The 6,736-nt window shown below is 54.0% G+C and carries 8 protein-coding genes, 2 tRNA genes and 1 rRNA gene; 2 read left to right on the top strand and 9 right to left on the bottom strand.

All coding sequences use genetic code 11. The features are described 5' to 3' along the window. Positions 1–33 precede the first annotated feature (33 nt). The 5 genes from ilvE to ilvL all read right to left on the bottom strand — a co-directional run bounded on the left by ilvE (position 34) and on the right by ilvL (position 3,126). On the bottom strand, positions 34–963 hold the full coding sequence (ilvE, locus tag ACOTW6_RS19850) for a branched-chain-amino-acid transaminase (RefSeq protein WP_213789407.1): 930 nt from the start codon (positions 961–963) through the stop codon (positions 34–36). Positions 964–981: 18 nt separating this feature from the next. Continuing rightward, entirely contained in the window at positions 982–1,245 is a 264-nt protein-coding gene (ilvM, locus tag ACOTW6_RS19855; protein ID WP_003860184.1) for an acetolactate synthase 2 small subunit, read from the bottom strand. Then, positions 1,242–2,888, bottom strand: a complete 1,647-nt coding sequence (gene ilvG / locus ACOTW6_RS19860; RefSeq protein ID WP_121479412.1) for an acetolactate synthase 2 catalytic subunit — start codon at positions 2,886–2,888, stop codon at positions 1,242–1,244. The genes ilvM and ilvG overlap by 4 nt, the downstream gene beginning before the upstream one ends. Positions 2,889–2,890: 2 nt before the next feature. After that, on the bottom strand, positions 2,891–2,941 hold the full coding sequence (gene ilvX / locus ACOTW6_RS19865) for a peptide IlvX (RefSeq protein ID WP_166792073.1): 51 nt from the start codon (positions 2,939–2,941) through the stop codon (positions 2,891–2,893). A gap of 86 nt (positions 2,942–3,027) precedes the next feature. Beyond that, complete coding sequence (gene ilvL, locus ACOTW6_RS19870) at positions 3,028–3,126, bottom strand: ilv operon leader peptide (protein ID WP_001311244.1); 99 nt, start codon at positions 3,124–3,126, stop codon at positions 3,028–3,030. Positions 3,127–3,466: 340 nt separating this feature from the next. Between ilvL and ACOTW6_RS19875 the strand changes: the two genes are divergently transcribed. Beyond that, positions 3,467–4,987 carry a YifB family Mg chelatase-like AAA ATPase gene (locus ACOTW6_RS19875; protein WP_063134305.1) on the top strand — a complete coding sequence of 507 codons (1,521 nt, stop codon included), beginning with the start codon at positions 3,467–3,469 and terminating at the stop codon, positions 4,985–4,987. Between the two features lie 27 nt (positions 4,988–5,014). On the opposite strand, the gene ACOTW6_RS19880 is transcribed toward ACOTW6_RS19875, so the two are convergent. Continuing rightward, positions 5,015–5,353 (bottom strand): DUF413 domain-containing protein, encoded by a 339-nt coding sequence (locus tag ACOTW6_RS19880; RefSeq protein WP_006808641.1) that lies wholly within the window; start codon positions 5,351–5,353, stop codon positions 5,015–5,017. Between the two features lie 118 nt (positions 5,354–5,471). Here ACOTW6_RS19880 and hdfR point away from each other — a divergent pair, with 118 nt between their 5' ends. After that, a complete protein-coding gene (gene hdfR / locus ACOTW6_RS19885) occupies positions 5,472–6,293 on the top strand; it encodes an HTH-type transcriptional regulator HdfR (RefSeq protein WP_017693775.1) in 822 nt (273 codons plus the stop codon). Positions 6,294–6,393: 100 nt separating this feature from the next. Here the strand turns inward: hdfR and ACOTW6_RS19890 are convergent. From ACOTW6_RS19890 to rrf, 3 genes are all read right to left on the bottom strand, one after another. Then, a tRNA-Trp gene (locus ACOTW6_RS19890) sits at positions 6,394–6,469 on the bottom strand. Between the two features lie 52 nt (positions 6,470–6,521). Next, positions 6,522–6,598 (bottom strand) — tRNA-Asp (locus tag ACOTW6_RS19895). Between the two features lie 55 nt (positions 6,599–6,653). Continuing rightward, positions 6,654–6,736: ribosomal RNA gene (rrf, locus tag ACOTW6_RS19900) — 5S ribosomal RNA — on the bottom strand; the annotation flags it as partial.

Here is a 6,736-nt window from a genome sequence, read left to right on the forward strand (position 1 = left end):
AATGGGACGGTGCGTGCCGTCCCAAATTTATATTTAGTGATTAACCTGATCCAACCAGCCGTATTTGTCTTCTGTTTCGCCGCTGAAGAGGCCGAAGAAGGCTTGCTGAATGCGTTTGGTCACCGGACCACAGCGGCCTTCGCCCACCTGAATGCCATCGACGCTACGCACCGGCGTAATTTCAGCCGCGGTACCGGACATGAACACTTCGTCAGCCAGGTACAGGGATTCGCGGGACAGCACCTGCTCGCGCACTTCGATACCCAGATCTTTCGCCAGCTTGATGATGGCGTCGCGGGTGATGCCCGGCAGCGCGGACGAGGTGAATGGCGGGGTGAACAGAATGCCGTCTTTCACTTCAAACAGGTTTTCACCTGCGCCTTCGGAGATGTAGCCATTCACATCCAGCGCGATACCTTCCTGATAGCCGTGACGGCGCGCTTCGCTGCCGACCAGCAGTGAGGAAAGGTAGTTACCGCCCGCTTTAGCCGCAGTCGGGATAGTGTTTGGCGCCACGCGGTTCCAGGAAGAAACCATTGCGTCGATCCCCTGATCCAGCGCTTCCGCGCCCAGGTAGGCGCCCCACGGGAACGCAGCAATGATCACATCGGTGTTATAACCAGCGGGCGGATTGACGCCCATGCCGACATCACCCACGAAGACCAGCGGACGAATATAGGCGCTGGTCAGTTTGTTCTGGCGAATCACCTCGCGGCAGGCTTCCATCAGCTCATCAACGCTTTGGGAGACCGGGAAACGATAAATTTTGGCTGAGTCATGCAGACGCTGCATGTGTTCACGATGGCGGAACACCACTGGCCCTTTGTGAGAATCGTAGCAACGGATCCCTTCAAACACGGAGGTGCCGTAGTGCAGCGCGTGGGACATCACGTGAACTTTCGCGTCTTCCCAGCGAACCATCTCACCATTGAACCAAATGTAATCAGCTTTTTTTGTCGTCATTTTTTCGTCCTGTCACGCTTAAGCGCGGATTTGTTGTGATGTGGTTGTGCTCTGGCAGATGGCAACATGGGCAACGTCTACCAGTTTTGATAACTGACTAAACAGTAAGTCGACCGGCCGCGGGCTGGCAACGGTTAATTCGATACTGATGTTCTGCGCGTCGGTGGCCGTCTCCATATTCATAGAGCAAATCTGAAAGCCACGGTGGCGAACCACGCGCAATACGCGTTCTAACGTTTCCGGGTTGAAGCGAGCCTGCACGGCGACCTGATGTTGCATCATGATAATTTCTCCAGCATTTGTGAGTTACTGGCACCGGGCGGTACCAACGGCCAGACGTTCTCAAGCTCGTCGATTGAGACATGAAGCAGGTATGGCCCTTCGCTTGACAGCATGGTGTCGAGTGCCGCTTCAACCTGGTCTTTACGGGTGATGTGCTGGCCAGGAATGCCGAAGGCGCTGGCCAGGGTGAGGAAATCGGGGTTATCGGTCAGGGTCGTTTCACTGTAACGTTCCTGGAAGAACAGCTGCTGCCACTGGCGAACCATGCCTAAACGCTGGTTATCGAGCAAGACGATTTTCAGCGGTAACTGCTTACGCTTCACGGTGCCGAGCTCCTGGACGTTCATCATGAAGGAGCCGTCACCGGAGATACAGATAACGGTATCGTTCGGACGGGCAACCTGAGCACCCACAGCGGCAGGCAGGCCAAAGCCCATGGTGCCTAACCCGCTCGAGGTGATGAAGTTCTCCGGGCGAGTGTAGGTCATGTGCTGGGCTGACCACATCTGATGCTGGCCGACATCCGTCGTCACCACGCTGTCTGCGGGTTTACGGTCGGACAACTGTTTCAACAGCAGCGGCGCATAGATGGCGTCGCCTGGGTGATCGTAACGCCACGCGTGTTCAGTACGAATATCAGCAGTGTGCTGACGCCATGGGTTGATGTCCAGCGGCTGTTCCAGCGCCATTAACAGCGCGTTAAGATCGCCCTGCAACGCGACATGCGCCTGACGCAGTTTGTTCATCTCCGCCGGGTCGATGTCCATATGGATCACTTTGGCATTCGGCGCGAAGGTATTCAGCTTGCCGGTAACGCGGTCGTCAAAACGGGCGCCGACGGCGATAAGCAAGTCGCATTCCTGCACCGCCAGGTTTGCCGCTTTGGTACCATGCATCCCCAGCATGCCGAGGTAGTACGGGTAATCCGCCTCGACCGCACCGAGACCTTTCAGCGTGCAGGTGGCGGGCATTTGCGTGGTCGCAATGAACGCGCGAAGCGCCGGAACAGCCTGCGCCATGCCCACACCACCGCCTACGTACAGCATCGGTTGTTTGGCCTGCGCCATCATCTGACGCGCCTCTTCCACCTCTGCATGCGGGAACGCATTATCGCTTTCCACGGTAGAGAAATGTGGCTCCAGTTCGCCGAGTGCAACCTGGATATCTTTCGGGATATCAACCAGTACCGGGCCAGGACGGCCAGAGCTGGCAACCTCGAACGCTTCGGCCATCACACGCGGCAGCTCTTCGAGAGACTGAACGAGGAAGCTGTGTTTGGTGCAGGCCAGCGATAAACCGAGCACATCCACTTCCTGGAAGGCATCGGTGCCGATGAATGGAGAGGCCACCTGGCCGGTGATCGCCACCACGGGTACGGAATCGAGCAGCGCGTCAGCCAGGCCGGTGATCAGGTTCGTTGCGCCCGGACCGGAGGTGGCCATACAGACGCCGGTTTTACCGGTCGCACGGGCATAACCGATGGCGGCCATCGCTGCGCCCTGCTCGTGTCGGCACAAGAGGTGTTCCACGCCGCCGTCATACAGTGCATCGTAAATCGGCATAATTGCGCCACCCGGATAACCGAATACGGTTTCGACTCCCTGCGCGCGCAACGCATGTACTACCCATTGTGCCCCATTCATAGTTAGTTCCCCGTCATAAATCTGGAGAAACAGAATTTTGTGCTAGTCGTCATTCTCTGCTCCTCATTTAAGTTTTTTAGTCATAAAAAAACCCCCGGACCTTTCGGTGCGGGGGTCTTAGTTCGTTAAGGCTTGATTTCTAAGCCTTTCCTCGTCCAAGTGCAGCCCCGCACGGTGGGATAATAATCACCACCACGCTAATCACGACCAGGCTAATCACTCGTAGAAGGGCTGTCATTTTCAGTTCTTTTTGCATCTTGTTCGAAGGAATACCTAAAGAGTTACCACAGATATTTCATCTGACACAAGAATTTTTTATGACCTGTTTCTGTAGCAGGCGAACTATTTCTTTCAAAATCGTTGTTTTATATAGGGAAAAAATAGAAATGAAGATTTTTCATTTTTTTGTCCTGTTTCATCAGGCAAGGGACGCATGATTTCTTTTCTGCGAGGCCAATTCCACCCACATGTAATGATTACATTTTGCCGCTAAAAGGCTGGAACGAGCGCCGTAAATCAGTGCATTAGCGCTAAACAGGAAAAAATGATACTGGCATAGTCACCGCCAAGGAGGGCTTATGTCACTGTCAGTTGTTTATACACGCGCGGCCATTGGCGTGAAGGCACCGCTTATTTCTGTAGAGGTTCATTTAAGTAATGGACTGCCCGGACTGACGCTGGTCGGCTTACCAGAAACGACCGTCAAAGAGGCGAGGGATCGCGTGCGCAGCGCAATTATCAATAGCGGTTATGCTTTTCCGGCGAAGAAGATCACCATTAACCTTGCGCCCGCCGATTTGCCAAAGGAGGGAGGGCGATATGATTTACCTATTGCTATAGCGCTTCTCGCGGCTTCTGAACAGCTCAACACGCCAGGGCTAAGCTCGTGCGAGTTCGTGGGTGAATTAGCGCTTACAGGCGCGTTAAGAGGCGTTCCCGGAGCAATCTCGGGTGCGCTTGAAGCCATACGCGCGGGAAGACAAATCATTGTGGCCAATGAAAATGCCTCTGAAGTTAGCCTTATTGCCGAAAAGGGGTGTCTTGTCGCGGGACATTTGCAGGAGGTTTGCGCCTGGCTGGAAGGCCGACACGAGCTTGCCGAGCCGCAGGAGAATGACGAGGTGGCGCCAGATTCGCCCGAGGATCTCAGCGATATTATGGGTCAGGAACAGGGTAAACGGGCGTTAGAGATAACGGCCGCGGGTGGGCATAACCTGTTACTGATAGGTCCGCCAGGCACGGGGAAAACGATGCTGGCGAGCAGATTGAGCGGCCTGTTGCCACCCCTCAATAATCACGAAGCGCTGGAAAGCGCCGCGATATTTAGCCTGGTCAGTTCTACGTCGCTGCATAAACAGTGGCGCCGCCGTCCTTTCCGCTCTCCACACCACAGTGCGTCTCTTACCGCGATGGTGGGCGGGGGTTCGATCCCCGGTCCGGGTGAAATCTCACTGGCGCACAACGGCATTCTCTTCCTGGATGAATTGCCAGAGTTTGAACGCCGCGTGCTGGATGCATTGCGGGAGCCGATTGAATCCGGCGAAATCCATCTGTCTCGTACACGGGCCAAAATAAGCTACCCTGCGCAGTTTCAGCTGGTCGCCGCGATGAACCCTAGCCCTACGGGTCATTATCAGGGCAATCATAACCGCTGTACGCCGGAACAGACGCTGCGCTATCTGAGTAAGCTGTCCGGCCCCTTCCTCGACCGTTTTGATTTATCTCTCGAGATCCCCCTGCCCCCGCCCGGTCTGCTGAGGCAAACCGGTATCAAAGGCGAAAGCTCAGCAGCTGTGCGTGAACGGGTTATTGCGGCGCAGACGCGGCAGTATGCTCGTCAGAACAGGCTGAATGCCCGGCTGGATAACAGTGGGATCCGACAGTTTTGTTCTCTCAACGCTGAAGATGCAGGCTGGCTGGAAGAGACACTGACGCGGTTTGGGCTATCCATTCGCGCGTGGCAGCGTTTGTTGAAAGTTGCGCGCACGGTCGCCGACGTGGAGGGCTGCCCCGGAATAGAGAGGCGGCATTTGCAGGAGGCATTAAGTTACCGTGCGATCGATCGGCTGCTGTTGCATCTGCAAAAAATGCTGGCGTAAAAAAAGGGGCCGTAGCCCCTTCTCTTCTTAATCGTCAGACTCGGTGTAGTCTTCTGCACCTTCCATCTGCGGCTTGCCGCCAGACAGCGTATGGAAACGCTTAGGACGCTTAATGCGAGCCATATACTTGATCCATACACGTTCTGCATCAGACTGCGGCTCACGCTCACCACGGCAAACAGAGACAAACTGTTTTTCATCTTCGGTTGCCGGTTCACGTTTACCCAGATCCAGCTCGTTAAAGGCATAACCATGGCGCTCAAGAAGTTGAGCTTCTTTGATAGTGAAATCGCCGTGACGAGAGAACCCGCGCGGATAATGTTTATTGTCGAAAAAACGATTAGTCGTCGTAAAGCTTTCCGCCATCCTACACGCTCCTAATTCTTTGGCCGAGCTATTTATGGCGCGGAGTATTAGTTACGCTTGACAGAGTGTAAAACAAAACATTTAAATCATAACGACAAATAATTTTGTGGAGAAAGATGTGGATACGGAATTGCTAAAAACTTTCCTCGAAGTGAGCAGAACGCGACACTTTGGGCGAGCAGCTGAAGCCCTCTACCTGACGCAGTCAGCAGTCAGTTTTCGTATTCGACAGCTGGAAAATCAACTGGGTGTGAACCTTTTTACCCGCCATCGCAACAATATTCGTTTAACCCCGGCCGGTGAAAAGCTGTTGCCTTATGCAGAAACCCTGATGAATACCTGGCAGGCAGCGCGAAAGGAGGTTGCGCACACCTCCCGGCATAATGAATTCTCGATTGGTGCCAGCGCTTCACTATGGGAATGCATGCTCAGCCAGTGGCTTATGCGACTATATCGCACACACAATCATCTGCAATTTGAGGCGAGGATTGCGCAACGTCAATCGCTGGTTAAGCAACTCCACGAGCGGCAGCTTGATCTGCTGATCACCACAGAAGCCCCCAAGATGGACGAATTTAGCAGCCAGATTGTTGGACAGTTTAGCCTGGCGCTTTATGCATCGGAGCCTGCAATGATGAAGGCCGACCTCAATTATTTACGCCTGGAATGGGGGCCTGATTTTCAGCAACACGAGACGGGGTTAATTGCCAGCGATGATATCCCGCAGCTCACGACAAGCTCTGCGGAGATCGCATGCCAGCATCTTCCCGCATTGAAAGGCTGTACATGGTTACCTGTTCGCTGGGCGGATAATAAACCTGCACTCCATGTTGTCACCGATTCGACAACGCTCTCCAGGCCGCTGTATGCCATTTGGCTGCAAAACAGCGATAAGCAGTCACAGATAAAAGATCTGTTAAAAACCAGCATACTGGATTAACGCAAAAGCCTGCGGAGACGCAGGCTGCTTATTCTTCAGGAAGGTGTTGAGCTTTTTTACAGGCAAAAAAAAATCCTTTGCCGAAGCAAAGGATTCTATATGGCAGGGGCGGAGAGACTCGAACTCGCGACACCCGGTTTTGGAGACCGGTGCTCTACCAACTGAGCTACGCCCCTAAAGTTTTTGCCATTAAGCCTGCCGAAAGGGCAGGCTTAATGTCTTAATAAGTGGCGGAACGGACGGGACTCGAACCCGCGACCCCCTGCGTGACAGGCAGGTATTCTAACCGACTGAACTACCGCTCCACCGAATACTTCTGTAACCACCGGATTAATGCACCGGCTTACTACTTAATTTGATGCCTGGCAGTTCCCTACTCTCACATGGGGAGACCCCACACTACCATCGGCGCTACGGCGTTTCACTTCTGAGTTCGGCATGGG

The sequence above is a fragment of the Enterobacter cloacae complex sp. IR5403 genome (genome assembly GCF_049238705.1).
Classification (GTDB): domain Bacteria; phylum Pseudomonadota; class Gammaproteobacteria; order Enterobacterales; family Enterobacteriaceae; genus Enterobacter; species Enterobacter hormaechei_C.